Origin of the sequence: Dapis purpurea BLCC-M126, assembly GCF_050015975.1 — a bacterium.
Taxonomy (GTDB): Bacteria; Cyanobacteriota; Cyanobacteriia; order Cyanobacteriales; family Microcoleaceae; genus Trichodesmium.
In genome coordinates, this window is record NZ_JBNHER010000214.1 from 55,849 (window position 1) to 77,345 (window position 21,497).

14 protein-coding genes are annotated in these 21,497 nt (G+C 35.7%); 9 read left to right on the top strand and 5 right to left on the bottom strand.

The window, feature by feature from the left end:
* Positions 1–346: 346 nt before the first annotated feature.
* Entirely contained in the window at positions 347–1,522 is a 1,176-nt protein-coding gene (locus ACP6PL_RS19010) for a mechanosensitive ion channel protein MscS (RefSeq protein WP_426546842.1), read from the bottom strand.
* Positions 1,523–1,923: 401 nt separating this feature from the next.
* On the opposite strand from ACP6PL_RS19010, the gene ACP6PL_RS19015 reads away from it, so the two are divergent.
* The 6 genes from ACP6PL_RS19015 (at position 1,924) to ACP6PL_RS19040 (ending at position 14,000) form a co-directional block, all read left to right on the top strand.
* Complete coding sequence (locus tag ACP6PL_RS19015) at positions 1,924–4,929, top strand: plasmid replication protein, CyRepA1 family (RefSeq protein WP_426546843.1); 3,006 nt, start codon at positions 1,924–1,926, stop codon at positions 4,927–4,929.
* A 36-nt stretch (positions 4,930–4,965) separates the two neighbouring features.
* On the top strand, positions 4,966–7,017 hold the full coding sequence (locus ACP6PL_RS19020) for a DUF262 domain-containing protein (protein WP_426546844.1): 2,052 nt from the start codon (positions 4,966–4,968) through the stop codon (positions 7,015–7,017).
* Positions 7,018–7,467: 450 nt separating this feature from the next.
* Entirely contained in the window at positions 7,468–8,439 is a 972-nt protein-coding gene (locus ACP6PL_RS19025; protein WP_426546845.1) for a LysR family transcriptional regulator, read from the top strand.
* Positions 8,440–8,822: 383 nt separating this feature from the next.
* Positions 8,823–9,884, top strand: coding sequence for an anthranilate phosphoribosyltransferase family protein (locus ACP6PL_RS19030; protein ID WP_426546846.1), 1,062 nt, complete (start codon positions 8,823–8,825; stop codon positions 9,882–9,884).
* Between the two features lie 301 nt (positions 9,885–10,185).
* Positions 10,186–12,030: a fatty acyl-AMP ligase gene (locus ACP6PL_RS19035; protein WP_426546847.1), complete on the top strand. Its 1,845-nt coding sequence runs from the start codon at positions 10,186–10,188 to the stop codon at positions 12,028–12,030.
* 335 nt (positions 12,031–12,365) lie between these two features.
* On the top strand, positions 12,366–14,000 hold the full coding sequence (locus ACP6PL_RS19040; protein WP_426546848.1) for an aminotransferase class I/II-fold pyridoxal phosphate-dependent enzyme: 1,635 nt from the start codon (positions 12,366–12,368) through the stop codon (positions 13,998–14,000).
* A gap of 389 nt (positions 14,001–14,389) precedes the next feature.
* Here ACP6PL_RS19040 and ACP6PL_RS19045 read toward each other — a convergent pair whose 3' ends face one another.
* On the bottom strand, positions 14,390–15,799 hold the full coding sequence (locus ACP6PL_RS19045; protein ID WP_426546849.1) for an FAD-dependent oxidoreductase: 1,410 nt from the start codon (positions 15,797–15,799) through the stop codon (positions 14,390–14,392).
* Positions 15,800–16,130: 331 nt separating this feature from the next.
* Positions 16,131–16,370, bottom strand: coding sequence for a hypothetical protein (locus ACP6PL_RS19050; RefSeq protein WP_426546850.1), 240 nt, complete (start codon positions 16,368–16,370; stop codon positions 16,131–16,133).
* Between the two features lie 118 nt (positions 16,371–16,488).
* On the opposite strand from ACP6PL_RS19050, the gene ACP6PL_RS19055 reads away from it, so the two are divergent.
* Entirely contained in the window at positions 16,489–16,731 is a 243-nt protein-coding gene (locus ACP6PL_RS19055) for a hypothetical protein (protein ID WP_426546851.1), read from the top strand.
* Positions 16,732–17,082: 351 nt separating this feature from the next.
* On the opposite strand, the gene ACP6PL_RS19060 is transcribed toward ACP6PL_RS19055, so the two are convergent.
* Positions 17,083–18,165: an NAD(P)/FAD-dependent oxidoreductase gene (locus ACP6PL_RS19060; RefSeq protein WP_426546852.1), complete on the bottom strand. Its 1,083-nt coding sequence runs from the start codon at positions 18,163–18,165 to the stop codon at positions 17,083–17,085.
* Between the two features lie 130 nt (positions 18,166–18,295).
* On the opposite strand from ACP6PL_RS19060, the gene ACP6PL_RS19065 reads away from it, so the two are divergent.
* Both ACP6PL_RS19065 and ACP6PL_RS19070 read left to right on the top strand, forming a co-directional pair.
* Complete coding sequence (locus ACP6PL_RS19065) at positions 18,296–19,117, top strand: YaaW family protein (RefSeq protein ID WP_426546853.1); 822 nt, start codon at positions 18,296–18,298, stop codon at positions 19,115–19,117.
* A gap of 219 nt (positions 19,118–19,336) precedes the next feature.
* Positions 19,337–20,086 (top strand): hypothetical protein, encoded by a 750-nt coding sequence (locus tag ACP6PL_RS19070; RefSeq protein WP_426546854.1) that lies wholly within the window; start codon positions 19,337–19,339, stop codon positions 20,084–20,086.
* A 578-nt stretch (positions 20,087–20,664) separates the two neighbouring features.
* Here the strand turns inward: ACP6PL_RS19070 and ACP6PL_RS19075 are convergent.
* The gene (locus tag ACP6PL_RS19075; RefSeq protein WP_426546855.1) at positions 20,665–21,423 is read right to left on the bottom strand and encodes a DUF561 domain-containing protein; all 759 of its coding nucleotides are present in this window, start codon (positions 21,421–21,423) and stop codon (positions 20,665–20,667) included.
* Positions 21,424–21,497: the final 74 nt, after the last annotated feature.

Genomic DNA, 21,497 nt, shown 5'->3' on the forward strand with positions numbered 1-21,497 from the left:
TTTCCCTGACTAAAATCTCGCAATAATCCGCCATAGCAATTCTGAAAAATCATCCCACAAACAGCAAAAGTAGAAATTTTACCAACCAGCTATCTATCAGGTTTTTCAAATTACTGAGGTAGAGTAATTTTTCTGATTTTCTATTCCCTGTTTCCCAAATTCCTGCTCCCGACTCCCTTCTTCAACGAACAGATATAGTCACAAATTTTCCCTGACTAAAATCTCACAATAATCTGCCATAGCAATTCTGAAAAATTATTCCATAAACAGCAAAAGTGGAAATTTTACCAACCACCTATCTATAGAGTTACTCAAATTACTGAGGTACAGTAATTTTTCTTCTTTTCTATTCCCTATTTCCAAAATTACTACTTGCTACTCCCCACTCCCCACTCCCTCTTTCAATACCTAAATTTTGACTATACTGCCAATTTTTATAAGTTTCTGTATCACTCAGAATATTCACATTAAATAAATCTATTCCCTCCTGCTCCAATAAAGCCAATATTGCCAAATTTAATTCGTCATAAGCTCTCGAATAATTCTCTATATCATTAGTAAATCCAATTACTCTAATGACACGAGCATTTCTTTCACATCCCTCAAATCTAACTGAACAAGAATCATATAAAATGTCAATTGATTTTGGTATTTCTCGAATTTTATCCCTGATATGAGCTACTTTTTTAGATGAAACACCATCAATTTTAATATACGACATAAAAGCTCCTGTCTTATTTTCAATTGGTTGTTGAGAGAAACTTTTGATGCTACCATCAATCATTTTAGAGTTAGGAATTTTCTGGGTAACTCCCTCATCGGGTATATAAATTGTTGTACTTCTCATACCTATATGTTGTACAGTACACTTCAGACCACTTGGCAGTAAAAGCCAGTGATTTACTCGATACAAAGCGTCAGTATAAATTACAATTGTCGCTACCCAATCAACAATAACATCCTTAAATAATAAGCCTAATGACAGACCAAAACCGCCGATTAAACCAAATATTGCAGTAGCAGAAGTTCCCAGTAATACTTCTCCTGCTTTTAAGGAAAAAATTACTATGGCAGTTAACCTAAATAATTTCGGAATATAGGGGCTAATAATATCATCCAATTCAGTTTCTGTTTGAGCTGATAAAATTCTCAAAACTTCTCCTAAAATTGGAGATGTACGGTAAATAATTAGTGCTACATTACCTACTATTGCTAAGTTAATAATTTCTGTGATTGTTTGATTGAATTGGGGGGAAATATAATCTGTCAGGATTAATTGTATAACCCTAAATCCCAGTAAATATATGAACCATCCGATAGGTTTTTTAATAACTATAATTAATCGATCGTCAAGGGTTGTTTTTGTATTACGAGTTAAATCCTCAATTCGCTTAATTACAATTATGCTTAATAATTGTTTTAAGGCTAATGTGGTTATTACAACCAAGACTATAAAAAATATTATTCTTACTGGTATATCCAGAATCGTGAGATTTTTGATGATTTGCCAAATTGCTTCCATAATTATCAGTAATGTTTTTCAGAAGGGTAGTTGGTTTTGAAGATATGTTATACAGTTATAAATAATGATTCTCCTGAATAGTAATGGTGAGAATATATATTTTTATATATTTTTTTCCCACACTTCTTATACCATTACTATGCACCACTATCTAAATAATTAGGTAGTAGTCAGGAGGGAGAATAAGATTTGGTATAAAACCTACAATTCCAGAACAATCAGACCTCTGCTATAAGAATAATAAATTTAAAAAGCTACCAATTATGATATAATAGAGGTTTATTCAAAAAATTAAATATTTATATAATCTGGTTGTTGATGCTAAGGAAAACTTTATCTACATATAGTGTATTTTTCTAATATAATAAAAACTTGTCACTATATATAGAGTGCATCATTCAATGAACCCAAATCCCCAACCACAAATTAATTATTTCCGAGAATGGACTAATAGCTGTGTTGATGACCAATTAATCCACCTCAATGTTGTGCCCTTAGAAGGACAACGACCTTATGAATTTTTATTTTATTCTGATGCCATTCCTCGACGCAATGATGGCCGAGTAACTAGCGAAATATTAAAGCGATACCAACATATTGAAGAAGGTGGATGGTGGTGTTCTGGAATTGATTTACTCTCAGGAGAAGAAGACCTTTGGGGTTGTTTCAAACCTAGTCAACCACGTCATACTTATGACCAAAAAAAGTTAATTAAATATGAACATCCTCCCAAAACTCCTACCAGTTTATTTGCTCTAAAAATTCCCCTACATTTATGGCAGAAAATAGCCAGTCGTTATCAATTAGAAATTCTTCCAGAAGATATTGATAATAATCAACCAGACCTCGGTTTTTGGGAGTGGTTTATCGCCCATCCTCAAATACCTTTATGTATTACTGAAGGAGCGAAAAAAGCAGGAACTTTACTAACAGCATCTTATGTAGCTATTGCTTTACCTGGAGTATTTGGTGGGTATCGAGTTTTGAGAGACGAATATGGAAATCGTATTGGCAAACCAAATTTAATTCCCCAGTTAGAAAAACTGATCGAGAATCATCGAGAAATTTATATTACATTTGACCAAGATACTAAACCTAAAACTATTAAAAATGTTAATGCTGCTATTAGAAAAACTGGATATTTACTCACAAAAAAAGGATGTAACGTTAAAGTAATTTCCTGGAATCCAGAATTAGGTAAAGGAGTTGATGATTTAATCGTTAATCAGGGAAAAAATATTTTTGATGAAGCTTATCAAAAGGCATTACCTTTAGAACTTTGGAAAGCTAAATCATTTAGTCGTCTCACATATCCCGTAAATTTGAGAGTTAATAGTCGCTATCTTTCCGAAGAGAATATTTTTGGTTCTGTTGGCAGTAATAATTTACATAAATTAGATAATCTTGATTTAGCTTATAGTACAAATTTTCCAGCCAAACTTGTAGGCATAAAATCTGCTAAAGGAACTGGAAAAACTAAGTTGTTAGAAAAAATAGTTGCTGAAGCTGTAGCTCGTAACCAAAAAGTTTTAGTTATCGGTCATCGGATACAATTAGTACAAGAATTATGTCAAAGGTTCGGACTGAAATATATTACAGAAATAGAGCCAGAATCTGACGATAAATTCTTAGGTATAGGTTTATGTATCGACTCCCTACATCCCAATTCCCAAGCAAACTTTAATCCGGAAACTTGGTCGGATGGAATAGTAATTATTGATGAAGTTGAACAAGTAATTTGGCATGGTTTAAACTCTAATACTTGTCGGCAAAGCAGAGTAGAAATTCTTAGATGTTTCAAAACATTAATGCAAAATGTTTTAGGAAATATAGGTCAAGTATTTATAGCCGATGCTGACCTAAGCGATATCTCCATAGATTATTTAGAAGCTTTAGCAGGAATAAAACTAGAACCCTTTATTATTCAAAATGATTGGTTACCTGGAGAAAAAGAAGCTTGGCAAATATTTAATTATCCAGAAACAACACCCAAAAGATTAATAGCAGATTTACACAAATATATCCGTGAAGGTGGCAAACCAATGGTTTGTTTATCAGCGCAAAAACTAACAAGTAAATGGGGGACTCGTGCCTTAGAAGCTTATTTCAAAAAACAGTTTCCCCAGTTAAAAATTCTGAGAATAGATTCCGAATCTTTAGCAGAACCAAATCATCCTGCTTATGGTTGTATTAAATCATTAAATCAAGTCTTACCAAAATATGATATTGTTTTAGCTTCTCCCTCAATTGAAACAGGAGTTAGTATCGATATTCAAGGGCATTTTACTTCCGTTTGGGGAATTGCTCAGGGGGTGCAAGGAGCAACATCTGTTTGTCAATCTTTGGGTAGAGTTCGTGAGAATATTCCCAGATATTTATGGGTGGCAAATTGTGGTTTTAATCAAGTCGGTAATGGTTCAACTTCTATAACTTCTTTGCTCAATTCAGAGCAAAGATTGACTCAACTAAATATTAGGTTATTACAACAATCAGATTTTGATAGTTTGGATGATTTAGAAGTAGGTTTTCAGGCAGAATCTTTTTTGTGTTGGGCAAAAATGGCGGTTCGTTTTAATGCTGGAATGAATCAATATCGAGAGTCTGTTTTAGAATCTTTACGAATAGAAGGGCATCAGATTAGAGAAATTTCTACAGAAGTTTTACCAGATCATTCAAAAGAAAAAAAATCTTCAGAAAATCATACAGAAATTAATGCCTTGCAGGAAGCTATAGCTACTGTAATTAAGCAAAATTATCAGACAGAATGTGAGGCGATCGCTACCGCAAAAAATATTAGTTTATCTGAGTATCAAAAACTCAAAAAAAGATTATCGAAACCAATTCAACAACAACGGGAACAACGGAAATTTGAATTAATGCTACGTTATAGCATTCCCATAACTGCTGAATTAGTTCAGAAAGATGATAGTGGGTGGTATGAACAGTTGCAACTGCATTATTTTATGACAGTAGGGCGACCATATTTAGCAGTGCGAGATAGGGAAGTAGCAAAAAAATTGTTGGAGTTGGGTAAAGGTAATATTTTTATTCCTGATTTTAATGATTGTTTATTAGGTGCAACTATTGGAGTAATGGAATTATTAAAAATACCCTCATTACTCAATGATAAACAACGGGAGTTGAAAAATATAGATCCAGATTTACAATTGTTAGGAAAAACAGCTTTGTCAAATCGAACAGAAATTAAAACTATATTAGGAATAGGATTAGCTGCCAACTCTAGTCCAATTACAATTGTCGGGCGTTTTTTGGATAAAATTGGTTATAGTTTGGAATTTTTACGAACAGAAACTCACCAGAAAAAACGATTCCGAATTTATCGTATTGTTAATCCTGATGATGGTAGATTTGAAATATTTCAGCAATGGTTGAGTGGAATAAAATAGGATAACTGAGTACCACTTTATAACTGGAAATTTAACATGGAAGACTCACTAAAATCTCTATCAAAACTATTTACAGAAAAATTGTACAGAATCCCCGATTATCAAAGAGGCTATGCTTGGACAGAAAAACAGCTAATGGATTTTTGGGGTGATTTAGACCAACTTGAAAAAGATAAAAAGCACTATTTAGGAGTTCTAACTTTAGAACAAGTGCCAGAAAAAACCTACCTTAAATGGGAAGACGACAATTGGATTATTAAAGATAAGAGTTACGAACCATACTATGTTGTTGATGGACAACAAAGGTTGACAACTGCGATTATTTTAATTCAGGTAATCATAGAATCACTTAAGGAAGAAGAAAAAATAAATTATGATTCTTCAAATAAAATTAGAAACAGGTATATTTTTGAGTCAAAAGACGAAGGGATATCTAGATCTTATATTTTTGGCTATGAGAAAGATAATCCAAGTTATGAATTTTTGAAGACCAGGATATTTCTTGAACAATCAAACTCTAGTGAAACTTTACAGGAAACAATTTATACTCATAACCTCAAATCTGCCAAGAATTTTTTTGCAGAAAATATCAAAAGCTTAACATTGGGAGATAAGGAAATTATATATCGTAAGCTTACTCAAAGTCTGTTATTTAATATTTATACAATTTCAAGTGATATAGATGTATTTGTGGCTTTTGAGACTATGAATAATAGGGGTCAACCTCTTTCATACTTAGAGTTGTTAAAGAATAGATTAATTTATCTTTCTACAAAATTTGAGGTTGAAGATTATGAAAAAAATAAACTAAGGAATAGCATTAATGAAACTTGGAAAACCATGTATCATTACCTTGGTAAGAATAAAAATAAAGCATTAGATGATGATATATTTCTATCAAATCACTTCCCAATTTACTTTGGAAAATCCTCACAATCAGATGATAAATATTTACTGCTTGGTTTTGATTTATTGTCAGCAAGTAATACCATTTATTTGGGCAAAAAAAGAGGATTTTATAGTACATATCTTTTGGAAAAAAAGTTTACCGTCAAGAGTTTGATTGAAGGGAAAAATAACAAATCAAAAAACAACAAATCTACTCAAGAAACATTAACGCTAACTGAGATTTACGATTATGTTCAAAATCTCAAAGAATCTGTAGAATTATGGTATAAAATTATTAATCCTAATGATAGTGACTTTAATACAGAAGAAAAACTATGGCTTGAGAAGCTAATTAAGCTTTCTAGAAATGATGATTTTTTTCCTGAAGCTCCCTTACTCATGGTATTTTTCCAAAAAGAAAAAGACTTAAGACAAAGAGTTAAACTTTTGAAAATTCTTGAAAAAATAGGTTTTCTCCAATTATTGAGTTATAGTCGCCACGAGTATGCTTTTTTATTTGTATATGAAGAATCTCCACTGAACATGATGAAATTAGCTACAGAACTTAGCAAAGGTGAAAAAAAACCGAAAAATATCATCGAGTCTCTGGAAGTTTTTCGGGATCGACTGATAAATAAGAAATATTTTGTATCAAGAATCAAAGGAGATTTTCAAAAATCTGGTTTTTATAACTGGCATGGCATCAAATATTTTTTGTATGAATATGAGCTTTCTCTAAAGGAACAATCAAAGACAAAACGCTATAAATTAAATTGGGATGACTTGAATTCTGAAGATGATAGTGATTTTAAAACTATAGAACATATTTATCCACAAAATCCTAGGAGAGATTGCTGGACTTCAAAATTTAATCATTATACTTCTCAAGAAAGAAAAATCTTAAGACAGTCTTTAGGAAACTTATTACCTTTGTCAAAGCCAAAAAACTCTAGCCTGGGAAATAGATGTTTTAAAGAAAAAGTTTCTAATGGCAAAAATATTGGATATAAATATGGTTCTTATTCAGAAATAGAAGTTAGTGAAAAGGATGATTGGACAGCAGAAGAAATATTAGAAAGGGGTCTTAAGTTATTGAATTTCATGGAGGAACGTTGGGGAATCAAGCTAGGAACTAGAAAGGATAAAATTGATTTTCTCAATTTAGGATTTGTAGAAGAAAAAGAAAAGGGAGAAACCTAATTATGCAAATACCTTACCCAGAAACTAAATTTGCTAGCTACATCAATAATAAAAATATTTTTCATAACACCTTAAAACCATGCAAATTCAACAAAAAAATAACTACACTTCCCCTGAATACCTAAACATTGAAACTAACTCACAAGCACGACACGAATAAATTAATGGTGAAATTATTCATATAACTGGTGGAACTCCAAATCATAATCAAATTGCCCTTAACTTCAGCGCATCTTTGGTGTTGCACAATTAGGAATGATGAAATCAGAAAGTAGATATTTTTAGGTAATTCTTTCCTCAATATATGGACAGTTGAAAATATATTATCATTCTTTAATGTGCAACCCCTAATTTTTCTGTGTTTCTCTACCAAAACTACATTTTTAGCTGTGTCTTTACAACAAATCTGCTATAATTTAAGACTACTAAAAAAAATACGATCAAAATTCCATGCGCCTAGAGCAGTTGCAAGCCTTTCTATGGGTTGCAGAAACAGGTAGCTTTCAAGAAGCAGCACTAAAATGTAACGTCACTCAATCAACAGTCAGTCGGCAAATACAAGCCTTAGAAACAGAAGTAGGTGCCCCCGTATTCCACCGTAGCAACCAAACCAAACTTACCCTAGCAGGAGAATGTTTGTGGCCTCATGCTCGGAAAATTTGCCAAGCTTGGGAAAATGCTACTCAAGAAATAGCCGAAATGCTAGCTGGAAAACAGCAAGAATTATGTGTCGCAGCTATTCACTCCGTCTGTGCTGCCTACCTCCCTCCAGTCTTAGAAAAATTTTGTCGCCACTATCCAGAAGTAAAATTACGGGTAACTGCTCTAGGAAGCGATCGCACCCTGAAAGTTCTCAAAGACGGTTTAGTAGATATCGCCATAGTAATGAATAACCGTTTATTCACTACCAGTCCTGAAATGATAATGGATGTGCTCTACACCGAACCCATAGAAGTATTAATGGCAGCAAAGCATCCCCTCACCGAATACGAACAAATACCCTGGGCGGAACTTATTCGCTACCCTCAAGTCGTCTTCAAAGATGGGTATGGAATGCAGAGATTAGTCAAAGAACAATTTGAGCGACTAGGAGCAACACTCAATGCAGTATTAGAGTTAAATACCCTTGATGCTTTCCGAGGAGTAGTGCGACAAGGAAATTTAATTGCTCTACTGCCCAGTTCAGCTTTAATAGATGCCAAACTTGACCCCACTTTGGCTATTAGAACAATAGGTATAACTCCTGCAACTTCTAAGGTATCATCAATAAAAGATTCTGTTTGGAGTCGTGAAGTGGTAGTAGTGACAACTAGCGATAGAATGGAAATTCCGCCAATAAAATATTTTTGGCAGTTAGTTAAAGAATTAATTCCAGGAGGAGTCAGGAAAGTTAAAAGTCAAAAGTCAAAAGTTAAAAGTTAAAAGTAATATCTGATTTAAAATCTTGATAATTAGTTATTAGGTGGTGGCGCATAGATGGTTATTATTTGATATTTGCGTAATATTATGTCCGATAGCATAGGTATTGTAAGGTAAGGAAGAACGAAGAAGGAAGAAAAAAAAAGGTTTAAAAGGTTTAAAAGCTGGAAAAAACTTAAATTTCCTTTAGATATTCACCCTAGCTTTTACGCAAACGATACCAGCGGACATGATATAAGTCCTATTAGCAATAAATAGAGGAAGTAAACATTAAAATGTCACTTATTTATTATGACGTTTTATATAGGTTTTATGAAGCAGCAGAATAGTTTTGATATCCTTTATAATTTAGAACTATCAACTAATTAACCGGAGAAATAAATCAGATGAGCGATCGCTTTCGAGAATTACTCAAAACTATTGGCAGTGGTACTCACACAGGGAAAAATTTAACTCGCCAAGAGGCAGCAGCAGCAATGGGGATGATGTTGTTAGGGGAAGCAACACCTGCCCAAATTGGTGCTTTTCTAATTGCTCACCGAATTAAACGCCCCACTGGTGAGGAGTTGGCAGGAATGTTAGATACCTATAACGAATTAGGGCCAAAACTTAAAAATCAACTATCTATGGGTACAGTAACAGTCTTAGGTTGTCCTTATGATGGGCGATCGCGAACTGCACCAGTCACCCCACTCACAGCTTTAATTTTAGCAACAGCAGGAGTGTTTGTTGTGATGCACGGTGGAGCGCGGATGCCGACAAAAGAAGGAATACCTTTTATTGAGATATGGCAAGGGTTGAGGGTTGAATGGGAAAAATTATCACTGATGCAGGTGCAACAGGTATTTGAGCAGACTGGTTTAGGGTTTGTTTATCTACCAGAACATTTTCCCCAGGCAGATGCTTTAGTAGAATACCGTCGAGATATTGGCAAACGGCCTCCTCTAGCAACGATGGAATTAATTTGGGCGCCTTTTGCAGGAGACGTTCATTTAGCTGCCGGATATGTTCATCCTCCCACAGAAGGTATGTTTCGCCAAGCTTTGGAATTAGAGGGCTTAAGGAATTATACGACAGTAAAAGGGTTAGAGGGAAGTTGCGATCTGCCACGCGATCGGACAGCTATTATTGGGGTGTCGATGCCATCTGGGGATAATGTCACATTTGAACGTCTGTTATTACATCCGAGTGACTATAGTTGTGGGGGAAAGGAAGTTGTATTAGGTTCAACTAGGGAGTTAGTAGAGGAGATGCAAGGAGTATTGGAGGGTAAGGCGAGTAAGTTAATGTCAGCAGCTATTTGGAATGGCGGTTTTTATTTGTGGCGTTGTGGAATTTGTACTGATCTTAATCAAGGTTTGTCCAAAGCAGAGAGTTTATTAAGCAGTGGTGAAGTTAGGGATAAGTTGAGAGAAATTAAAGCTAAATTCGGCGATAATTGGGAATAAAATGTAGTCTCAAATCTGACTTCAGGTAGATTTGTTGATTTTACTTATATTATATTTCCAAATGTACCCTCTATAAATCACTAAAAAAATGATTAAGACCGATAAAATTTTAATTAGGAGAATAAAAAAATAACCTATCTAGAGAGACACAATAGGAGGGATATTTTGCATCATTAATTAATATTGCAAAGTTACTTATGAATCTTATTGATTCCTGATTATTTCTAATTATCTGTATATCTGGGTTAAAATTTGTGTCGTGTCTTTCTGATTATCCTTGTCTTTTTATATCAAAAATAAAATGAATAGTTTAGATAAAAAATTTAAAACATTAGTAGATTTATTAAAAAACAGAGCTATCCAAAAGCCCGAACAAATAGGTTACAGCTTTTTAATAGATGGAGAAACAGACACAATTAGTCTTACCTATCAACAACTAGAACAACGTTCACGAGCGATCGCTGCCTATCTCCAATCAGTATGTCCACCAGGAGAAGTAGCCCTACTCCTCTATCAACCGGGACTAGAATATATTACCGCTTTTTTTGGATGTCTCTATGCAGGGGTCATAGCAGTCCCCGCATACCCTCCCAGACCAAATCGTTCCCTAGAGCGCATCCAAACAATTATTAGAGATAGCAAGGCCAAAATAGCTCTAACAACTCATTCTATCGTTTCCAGCCTAGAACGTCGCGCCTCAGAAACTCCAGAATTAGATAGTTTAGGTTGGTTAGCAACTGACCAGATCCCTGAGAGTTTTGCCGAGAAATGGCAAGAACCCACAATTAACGAAAATACCACCGCCTTCCTGCAATATACTTCTGGCTCCACGGCCACACCAAAAGGGGTAATGATTACTCATCAGAACCTTTTGCATAATTCCGGCCTAATTCATCAATGTTTTGGACATTCTCCTCAAAGTAAAGGAATAATCTGGCTACCTCCCTATCATGATATGGGTTTAATTGGTGGAATATTGCAACCCTTGTATGGAGGCTTTCCAGTAATTCTCATGTCTCCCTTAATGTTTCTCCAAAGTCCGGTGCGCTGGCTACAGGCTATTTCTCGATACCAAGGCACTACCAGTGGTGGGCCAAACTTTGCTTATGATTTGTGTGTCCGTAAAATTAAGCCCGAACAGATACAAACCTTAGATTTAAGTAGTTGGGAAGTAGCTTTTAACGGGGCTGAACCTATTAGTGCCGAAGTTTTAGAACGATTTACTAATACTTTTGCTGTCTGTGGTTTTCGCCGGGAAGCTTTTTATCCTTGCTATGGCATGGCGGAGGCCACCCTAATTATTTCTGGGGGTAATAAACTTTCTCCACCAGTGGAAACTACTATTGCGACTAGCGCATTAGAACAAAACCAGATCGTCTCAGTTTCTCAAACAGAAGGAACAAAAACATTAGTTGGTTGTGGTCAAACATTGCCAGATCAACAGATTAAAATTGTTCATCCAGAAAGATTGACTCTTTGTACTGAGGGAGAAGTAGGAGAAATTTGGGTTTCCGGGCCAAGTATTGCTCAGGGTTATTGGCATAAACCAGAAGAAACGAAGCAGACTTTTGAGGCTTATTTAGCTGAAGCACCCCGAAAAGAGCCATTTATGAGAACTGGAGATTTAGGGTTTCTCAAGGCAGGGGAATTATTTGTGACTGGTCGTCTAAAGGATGTGATTATTATTAATGGTCGGAATCATTACCCTCAAGATATTGAATGGACAGTCGAGCAAAGTCACCCCCTGATTAGACCAGGTTGTATTGCTAGCTTTTCTGTAGAAGTGGCAGGAGAAGAACGTTTAGTAGTAGTAGCCGAGGTAGAACGTAATTTTCGTCAACTACTTAACAAAAGTCAAAAGTCAAAAGTCAAAAGTCAAAAATATAACTATACTAATGAATCTGTTGGCTCGATAGCAATTGATTTTTTTAGTCAGCGTAATGGTAAGTCTGGGACAGAAAATTCTGATAACTCTCAGGACTTAATCAAATCTATCCAACGCTCTGTGTCAAGAAATCACGATTTACAGATTTATCGGATATTGTTGCTTAAACCAGGAGCTATTCCCAAAACTTCTAGTGGAAAGGTTCAGCGTTATGCCTGTCGCGAAGGCTTTTTAGCCGGAACTCTACAAATATTTGAATAATTCTGACTCCTGATAACTTCTAAGTTCCAATTTCTAACTTTTGACTTTTGACTTTTGACTTATAACTTCTGATGGCTGGTTCTCCCTACTTCGTATAAGATAATGGCACAATAACCATCATGCCTTCCCCAGTGTTTTTTTTGGGAGGGTCAATCAGTTGAAATAGTTAGCTATTTCAGGTAATTGTTACAACTCAAAAGTTGCTCCCCGTGACTCAGAAATTTGATTTCTGATTTTCCAGAGGGACTTTTTGACCCTAATTATGTGCCATTGCCTATTAAGCTACTAGAAAAAACTGAGTGATAAGTAATTTTAATGTGGTGCAGGAGTGAACAATGAAACTGTTGAACCAGCTTATGAATGAGCAGGACAGCCAACATCTGTCTTTAGTAAAAAATGATCCAGACCCTGCCTTGCAAGTCCCACAACTATCTCCAGTCAGAGAAAATATTAAGTCCTGGTTGGTCTCCCAATTAGCCGAACGGCTAGAGGTTGACACCAGTGAAATAGATATTGAGCGGGATTTTATTGATTATGGTCTTAACTCAATTGAAGTGGTCAATCTCTCTGGAGAACTAGAAAATCTTCTGGGTAGGCGACTGCCTCCTACCCTTTTATTAGATTATCCCACAATTGAGTCCTTAGCTGAATATTTAGTAGAGGACACCTCCGAGGATACCGGGCCAAATATTCACAAAAAATTAGAAGATGAGGTTGAGGTCTCAACTTATAATCCAACTACGGAAACTGAAGAAATTCCTTTAGAGTATTATAACTTTGACCTCTATCCAGAATATCTACAACTGCAAAAGAAATTAGCAGATATTAATTCTACTGGTATTGGTAATCCTTTCTTTATACCTCAAGAACGAATTAATAATAATACTACAGTTATTGGTGGTAGGGAACTGGTGAATTATGCTACCTATAATTATTTAGGTATGTGTGGCGACCCTTTTGTATCTAATGCTGCGAAGGAAGCTATTAATCATTATGGTACTTCCGTTTCTGCTAGTAGGTTATTATCAGGAGAAAAGCCATTACATCAGGAATTGGAAAGAGAAATTGCTGATTTTATTGGTGTAGAAGATAGTATTCTTTATGTTGGAGGTCATGCTACTAATGTAACGACTATTAGTCATTTGTTTGGGCAAAATGATTTAATTCTCCATGACTCTTTAAGTCACAATAGTATTTTCCAAGGTTGTTTATTATCAGGGGCAACTATTATTGCTTTCCCTCACAATGACTGGGAAGCTTTAGATAGGTTACTGCGCGATCGCCGTCATCGTTATAAGCGGGTACTTATTGCCATAGAAGGTGTGTATAGTACAGATGGTGATATTCCAGACTTACCAAAATTTATTGAGATTAAAAAACATTACAAAACTTTTTTGATGGTAGATGAAGCTCACTCTATCGGCACTATTGGCAAACATGGTCGTGGTATTAGTGAGTATTTTGGGGTTAACCCTAATAATGTTGATTTATGGATGGGTACTCTGAGTAAATCTTTTGCTAGTTGCGGTGGTTATATTGCTGGTAGTAAAGCATTAGTAGAATATCTTAAATATACTTCTCCAGGATTTGTTTATAGTGTAGGTATTTCTCCACCAGATACAGCATCAGTATTAGCTGCTATTCAGTTGTTGAAGAGGGAACCCGAAAGAGTGGCAAGACTACAAGAAATGTCTCGACTATTTTTGGAGTCCGCTCGTGAACGAGGGTTGAATACTGGTATGAGTAAAGATTCTCCGGTTATACCTATTATTGTAGGTGAATCTATTAAGTCGGTTATGTTATCCCAAAATTTATTTAAGCGAGGGATTAATGTTCCGTTTATGTTTTACCCATCTGTGCCACAAAATGCAGCTCGACTACGCTTTTTTATCACTTGTAATCATACAGAGGAGCAAATTCGCTTCACTATAGATGCTCTTGCTGAAGAGCTTAGTTTAATGGGTGTTTAGGGGTGTTGCTGAATTAAGGGATGAATATTAAGTGGGATAGGCATCCTGCCTGTCCCAAAATATCAGGAACGGGCAAGATGCCCATTCCACAAAACTATTAAAATCATCCCGCATTTATGCAACGCCTGTTTAGGAGCTAACTGATGGCTAATATTAAGTCTAGATAATTAGACATAATACTGTAGGTTGGGTTGAGCTAAGTGCGAAACCCAACAATAGTTATTAGCTATTCTGAAAAATGAAAGTTATATCAAATCCGTTAGCATCGTTTGTGTAAAAGCTGGGGAAATATCTACCATATTTAATTTTTCCTTCTCTTAAAGCTTCTTCCTTCTTCCTTCTTCCTTACCTTCGGTATACAATACTAATGCTACCGGACATGATTTTATTTAACAAAGCAGTTTGGGAATAATTTGCTCTTGGTGTTTTGGCTCAAGTTTTTGATAGTTTTTGATGATTTGTCCCAATATTTTTGCCATCACATCAGGGTGAAATAGAATTTTCGGAGAGTGAGTTAGCTGCATAACTTCTACATATTTTTGGTAAATTTCTGGGCATTCTACTGACAGCATTACAACCTGGTCTAAATATTGCTGCATTAATCTTGTCATCCAGTCTGGTTTACTACCTTCTGTTTCTTGCCAGCGCAAGTCTTCTCCAGTTGCCATTAACCAGGGAATAGTTGTAACTTGAGCAAGTTTTTTCTGGAAACCCTTGGTTAAACCTTCGAGACTTGGATAGTTTTCCAGACATTCGTCGAGAGTGATCGCTCCCAAAGCACCTACAGTCATACCTTGACCATAAACAGGATTAAAGGAACAGACTGCATCTCCTACCGCAACAATACCATCTGGCAACTTTGATAATTTCTCGTAATGACGCAAGCGATTTTCTGTGCGTCGATAGACATGGACTGGGGAAATTGGTTGAGCTTCTTGAAGAAATTTGTAGATGATGGGGTTTCTTAGACTACGGGCAAATTCTAAGAAACCAACTTCATCGGTAGGAGGATAATCTTTGTTTACACCCCACAAAGTAGTCACCCAACAATTGTTTTCTACTGAACAGAGGACCCCACCACGACGATCGCTTGGTGGTTTTGGTGCTACTGCTAATGCCTTCCAATCTGTCTGCAAACCCTCTGGCACCTGATACCATCGACTGCTATACCCCAAAAAAGAATTGATAACAGTTTCTTCAGGAGATTGATACCCTAAAGCAGTTAACCATTTAGGTAGAGAAGAATTTCGCCCACTAGCATCCACAACTAGATCGGCAGTTAAATCTTGTATCTGAGAATTTGATTTGAGTCGTACCCCTGTAACTCTGTTACTAACTTTACTGAGTAAACCTGTTACCTGAGTCTTTTCTAGAAATTGCAGATTATCATAAGTAGCTAATTTCTGGCGTACCATCCACTCTAACAGATGCCGACTACAAAGATAACTTTTTAACTCAGAATGAAAGCGAGGTTGCCAACCAAACAAATTATACCAAGGAAATTCGGCTGTCCAATCAATTTCAAGCGCTCCTGCTGTTTCCAATTCTCCTAGTAAACCAGGAAACAGTTGCTCTAAAATCTGTTTCCCTTTGCATAATAGCACATGGACATGATTGCTTTGAGGTACTCCTGGTCGATATTGGGGATGTTCGGGAAAGCGATCGCGTTCTATTATTGTTACTTGTTCAAAATGGTTTGTTAATACCCGCCCTGCTAGTAAGCCTGCCATACTTCCACCGATAACCACTGCATGATTACCTTTGGTTGGTTTTGGCTGGGAAATATATTTTTTTTTCATAATTTGTCATTTTTATTGGATAATTTTGCTAAAAATTTTACTATTTAAAGTCTTTATTTTACAATGAAATATAGAGTTTGACAAGATTAGACTATTATACCATTTTAAAAAAAGAATGCTCTACTTACTCAAGACTTCAATTATTAAGTAATAAATAAGTAATAGCACTGTTTTTAACAATTACTTTATAAAAAGTGAAGATATCTTATATGATGTCCAGATAATTAGTGATGAAAAAGTTTTTGTTTGTAGTTGGGCTTTAGCCCGAACTGTAGATAGGGCTAAAGCCCAACTACAAGCTTTAATTATAACTATTCAACCGGACATAATATTACATCTGAAAATTATCAACTTCTCCCTGACATATCCACGCTCCCCAAAAATAGGGATGAGCTAATGGTTTACTGTCAATTTCCAGATTATTTCCTAAGTTTAATTCAGCTAAAATATCCGGACATAATTTACTTTCTTGTAACTCTCCAATAGTAATATTAATAATATATTGCTGCGCTTCTTTCAATGCTTGGCTACGACCACTACCTGCTTTTAAATAATCTAAAAATTGCTCCATTAATAACATATTTGGGCTTTGTTTGTACGCTCTACAAACTCATTATTAATGTTTTACTGCCAGCGACGGCAAATTCACGACGGAACCCGAAAACTCCTTCTCCCGTTTGCACTATCAAATGAGACATAAAACCAGTCTCATACGTCATTTTATTTTAGTGTTTGTTGCCTATACTTTTATTATTTATCAGCAATTCATGGGTGGCCTGAGAAAACGTTATGCTCATAAGCCTTTAACCAATTTCACGGAAACTTTGGAAGCATTTCTCACGGGTATTTCTTACAACTTTTTTTGTTGGCTACAAGAAAGTCAAGACATTGTTGCTCAATATAAAGCAAATCTAGGATTTGTTTGGGGGTAATTCAGATATAATTGCTTTCCTATAAACGTATAGAGTGATTTTCATTTACTTTTTTTTTAAATCCAGATAAGGTTGTCTGTTTCATGGCAGAACATTGTTAAGTAAACGCTAGATTATACAATGACTTGAAAATATTTTACTTTATCTTTTTCCAAAAGTCCAGATAGCTAACTCAATATCCTGAAAATATACCTCAGCATAATTCCAAATGTTATTAACTTATTGATGTGGGCGTTTAACTCGAATCAATTGAGCTCTTTCGGGCAAATGATGTACAGGATAAATGGTAAAAATATTGTAGTGCAGGCATTTTGCCCGCGAGGGTGTAATGAGAAGCGCTGTAATTATCAATTATCCATTAATGAACCCCATCTGACTCAACCAATTTGCTGCAGCTAACCCAGAAGCAAAAGCATCCTCAATATTATTCCCACCACACCAGTCACCAGCACCCACTAATGGCAATGGCATTTCTGTAGTCAAACAAGAAACACTTAAAGCTTGACGACATAAAGCATAACCCCATTGGTGAACTTGCAACCATTCTGGGTTACTTAACCACGGCAACAACTTTTGTGCTGTATGCTCTAGTAATTCCTTCCCTACTGGTTGTAAGTCTGGGGTGTCAAGGTGGGTAGTCGCAAATTTAGCGCTACTTTGAATCACAAATACAGGTTGAGTAGGATGGAGTCTTTTACTACTATCAACACCTACCCAGTCGAGATATTCATCATTGGGGAAAGCGATCGCTCGCCATTCTGGTAAATTTTTCTGTAATTCTGGAGAATATCCTGCCATCACAGAAATACAAGGATCGTATTCTACAAAACGCAGATGCTCAAGAAATTCAGGCTGTATTTCCGCAACAGGTTTTTCCAAAATCATTAAAGCTTGGGGCGTAGGGATAGCTAAAACTACAGCTTTCGCCATTACTTCTGTTGGTTTTTCGGTAGCAGCATCATTAGTAATTTCCAGAGTCAAACACCAATTTTTTTCCGCTATTGGTTGCATAGTTTGTACTCGCCGACTAAACCAAATGTCTAAACCTTGGGCAAGAAATTTTCCTACAGAGTTCATTCCCTGGGGCGCAATATAACAATTTTTGGGAATAGGGAGTAGTAGTCCCTGGGGTTGAGTTAGTTCATAAATTTTATCTGTCCAAAGTTCGAGAATTGGCTCAGTATCGGGGCTATTTTTTTGACTTTTGAGATTATTAATTAATTGTGGCAAAAATTTACCTGTCGGTTCCAGGTAACGTACTCCATGATCGGCGCGACTTCCTGAGACTCGGCGAGTTGCCATGCGACCCCCCACTCCCCTAGATTTTTCCAACACCACTACCGAATAACCAGCTTTCTGTAGTTCTTGAGCGCAGACTAAACCAGCGATCCCTGCACCAATGACGGCAATATCAAATTTTTGCGACTTGTTCATAATTTTTAAGATTAAAATAAATATTTTATGTTATAATAATTAATTGGTTAATCTTAATCTTAAAGTTGGCTTTAGTTAAACTAAATTAAAGTATAATCATAGTGCTTTGTGTGCGTGGAGGGAATGTAAGTTGGATGAACTAACAGCAGCACTGGAATTGGCAACAGAAGAGGAGTTACAACAGTTAACAGGACTTTTGTTTGGGCGCGGGATCAATCCTTTGGATTATTTCCAGACTCCTCTACCAATAGATGTACAAAGTCGCGATCGCGAAGCTTGGTTAGATGCACTAGACCAGAGATTTCGTTATCTGGCAGCCGATGGTATGACAGTATTACGGGGACATACCCAGAAAGTAAGTTATCGGCAAGCTTTAATTAAGGTCTGTAGCTATCTAAAGATTCCCTATTCTCAAAAGCTTTCAACCACAGATTTAGAAGCAGAGGTATTTCTCCATGTTTTAGGTCGAACCTGGAAACGTTTGCCTCGATCCCAACAAGATATCTTAGCTCAAAATATACAAAATTCTCTGGCTGAATGTAATTTTCCTCAGCCTCTACCAATATCAATACAAAAAGATCCATTAAATTTACTCTTTAAAGGTAGTACCGCTTTTGCAGTCAGTTCGGTATTGAAACCAATATTACTAAAGCAGTTAGCTCGTCAATTCGCTATTCATTTTGCTAAATATGAAGTGGCAAAAGCAGCATTAGTCAAAGGCGGAGCAACAGCAGCAGCTCAGTTTCAAAGTCACGTCACTATGCAAATGGCTAATCGAGGGATGGCTCTTAGTGCAGCTCGTTACGGCGCAGTACGGACAGCTTTAGGATTTTTAGGGCCGATGTTGTGGACTTGGTTTTTGGCCGATTTGGGTTGGAGAGCGATCGCCACAAATTATGGTCGTGTGATTCCTGCTGTTTTTGTTTTGGCCCAAATTCGGTTGTTAAATTAGCAAGGATGTGTTAAATGTTAGGTTTTAGTTTAGAGTTATATAAAGTTCTAACGTAATTTAATAATTATAGATTTTGGTTGAATAAAATAGCAGTCAAATTAAGTCGAGCAATTAGAGAAAATTTCTATTAGAGTAATTGAACTAGAAGACAAAATTATAGTAGGATAAATTCCAGATTGTTAACCCTTGTTTTAATTACCAGTTTTTAGGAGAACAGAAATGAGTCTGAATATTCAAGGTGTAGTTAGTTCTATTAAGGAAGAGCTAGCTCCCCAGTTCGAGGAAAAATTACGCAGTTATTTAGTACAACAAGATCGAGACTGGTTAATTGAGCAAATTATACGTTTAACTTTAGATTCTTTCTATATAAAAAAGAAAGATATTAAAGCTATTCAAGAACAAAAAGCTCTAGAGCGACTTTCAAGAATAGAACGCCTCAAAGACATGGCACTGGATAGAGAAAAATTAAATGATTTTCTCAAAAAGTATGATAAAAGAAATCGCAGTCAACTAATAGAAGATGGCTATTTAATTAATAATCCTCCCGAAAAAGGAACTGACTTAATAACAGAAAAATATCGGAGTAATCAGGGAAATGAATTACTAATTCTAGCTAAAGATATACTTTTTGCACTACTATTTGGAGAAGAAAGTAATCATGTTCAATTTACTAGAATTGAACAGGAATTATTAACATTAACTGTACCCAGGTTCAAATCTAAATCATTAAATTTTATGAAGGCAACAACAGAAATTAGTGGTTTGGGCACCTGGCAAGATCCGGATAGTGTATCTAATGATTCACGAGCAGATAATATTATTTTGCAGGTCGAGTATGGAGAAATAGAAGGAGAATTAATCGGCAATGGTATTGTAACTTGCTTAAGCTTAATCAATAATCTAGAAATTAATGAGCAAATTCTCTATGCAAGAATGATAAATGTTGAAGAAAGTACCTTAATTACTTAAATTTATTAGGACTTATGCAAAATAAGGTATTTCTGTAATTGCGAGCGACTGTATCTAGCACAATTAAATTTTTTGTGACTACCATTCATCTCTAATTTGTTGTTGATATTTCATACCATTTATCAAAAGTAATGCTATAGTTGGAAACTGCCCAAATAACCATCAAAATAACAAATATTATTGAATACTTATATCACGTCAATAAATAGTATTTATAAATATAAATTCCAAGTATAGCAAAGTTTTTGAGAATTGGTATCAGAGGGTCTATACTAAGTTTGATTGCGCCTCCATACTTAGCTAAGTCTACATTTTGTAGTTCTGTTTTTAACTTAGAAGCAGCCAATAACTTTTCAATTTATTGCCAGTCTTGATAGTCAATCAAAACTTCTACAGGACGCATGGTTTCATCGGTAACTATTTTCTTTTTAAAATTTATCATAATTTTCTCCTATCTATGGATAAACTATTCCTCACAGACTTTTTGATTTGAATAGGAACGTTGTATGCAACGTCCCTACAGGGTTATCATTTTTTAGTGTAGTTCATTAACCTGAAAACTCTCCAAGTCAAGCAAATTAAACAGACATTACATCTGCTTTTACATGACTAACAGTTGCCAAAGCTTCCACTAAACTACGAACAGCAGCAACCATCGCCACTTCATTGTTCAATTTATTAATAGCACTACCAACACCAACACCAGCAGCACCAGCAGCGATCGCTAATGGAGCAGTAACATTAGAAATGCCAGAAGCACACAACACAGGTATACTTACCGCACGAGAAATTTCATAAGCGGCTGCAATAGTAGGAGCAGCTTTTTCAATTAATCCCAAAGTTCCAGGGTGAGTTGGTTTAGCAATGACAGCACCTTCAGTTTGAATAATATCAGCACCTGCTTTTACTAACTCAGTAGCTAGTTGTACTTGGCGATCTAATTCTAAAAGATGAGGAACAGTTACAGAAAGAGTAATATTAGGTAAAAGTTTGCGAGTTTCTTGAGTTAACTGTAAAACTTCCTCTGCTTCAAAGCGCATTCCTTGAGCATAAAATGCTTCATAGTTACCAATTTCAATTAAGTCAGCACCCGCTTCTACTGCTGGTACAAATTTAGCAGCTTCAATGGCAGACACACAAATAGGTAAGTTGGTTAAATTGCGTGCCATTTCTACTAAGCTAGGATCGGCAGCAATATCAAGAAAGGTTGCTCCACCTAAAGTTGCCGCTTTAACTGTTGCTGCGACTCTATCTTTATCAAAATTAGTCAAACCACTAATAACTTTTAGAGCTTGGCCATTTTTTAATGCAGTCTGTAATCTAGATTCAGTCATCATTGAACTTAATCCTTTAATCTATAATTTTCTCTACATTATTGTGCCACGGAGATAGTCCCTGTAGTAGCGTGTCT